Origin of the sequence: Asanoa siamensis (genome assembly GCF_016862555.1) — a bacterium.
Taxonomy (GTDB): Bacteria; Actinomycetota; Actinomycetes; order Mycobacteriales; family Micromonosporaceae; genus Asanoa; species Asanoa siamensis.
This window is the reverse complement of record NZ_BONE01000195.1, coordinates 1-1,246: the sequence shown is the minus strand read 5'-3', so window position 1 is coordinate 1,246 and position 1,246 is coordinate 1. Positions and strand designations below refer to the sequence as shown.

Below are 1,246 nucleotides of genomic sequence, written 5' to 3'. Positions count from 1 at the left end.
TGAGCCGGTCGACGCCCGCTCCGACGTCTACGCGGGCGGCTGTGTGCTCTTCGAGCTGCTCTGCGGTCACCCGCCGTTCGTCGGTGACAGCCCGGTCAGCGTGGCCTACCAGCACGTCCGGGAAGACCCGAAGGCGCCGAGCGAGATCAACCGGGACGTGACGCCGCCGATCGACGCGATCGTGCTCAAGGCCCTGTCCAAGAACCCGCTCAACCGCTACCAGAGCGCCGGCGAGATGCGCGCCGACCTGCTCCGCGCGGCCACCGGTCGGCCCGTGATGGCCACCCCGGTGATGCGCGAGCAGGAGACCATGCCGATGGGCGCGGCCAGCGCCCAGACCACCGTCGTCCGCCGGCAGCAGGGCGGCCCGCAGACGCGGACCATCCCCGCGGCCCGGGTCGGCGACGCGCAGGCGCGCAAGCGCTCCAACTGGGTGCTGGCGGCGCTGAGCATCCTCGGCGTGCTCGCCGTGATCGCGCTGGTCGCGGGCCTGCTGGTGCAGAACGCCCGGGGCGACAAGATCGACGTCGCCAACGTGGTCGGCCAGCCGGTGACGCAGGCGCAGCAGGCGCTGACGACGGCCGGGTTCACCGTGGAGACGGCGCCGCAGCAGGCGGAGGGCTGCACGGAGAACGCCGTCACCCAGCAGGACCCGCAGGGCGGCACGCGGGCCGAGAAGAACTCGCTCGTGCGGCTGACCGTCTGCGCCGGCCCCGGCACGGTCGAGGTGCCCGACCTCAAGGGCCAGAGCCGGTCCGAGGCCGACCGGGCGCTCAAGGAGCTCAAGCTCAAGCCCGACTTCGACGAGGTCAACAGCTCGCTGCCCAAGGACCAGGTGATCAGCGTCGACAAGGCCGGCACCTCGGTCAAGCCGAACACCACGATCAAGGTGCGGATCTCCAACAACAAGCTGGTCCAGGTGCCGGACGTGCTCAACCGCAGCCGGGACGCCGCCGAGGCGCTGCTGACCGACAAGGGCTTCAAGGTCAAGGTCGAGGAGGGTCAGGTCGTCCGCGACGAGAACCTCGCCGACCGGGTGGTCGACCAGAGCGTCGCCGGCGGCAAGGAAGCCGAGCGTGACAGCACGATCACCATTACCGTGACCGTGTTCGAAGAGCCCGACGAGCAGCCGACCGGTGACCCGAGCAGCCCGCCCCCGGGCGGCAACAACGGCGGCATCGGCGACATCATCCCGGGCATCGGCGGCGGCCGCCCGATCATCGGGAAGAACGACCGCGACAACTAG

Annotated in this window: 1 protein-coding gene; it reads left to right on the top strand. The window is 71.0% G+C overall.

Translation table 11 applies throughout. From position 1 onward, the window contains the following. On the top strand, positions 1-1,246 hold a 1,246-nt coding region (locus tag Asi02nite_RS41200), incomplete at its 5' end, for a PASTA domain-containing protein (protein WP_203719474.1).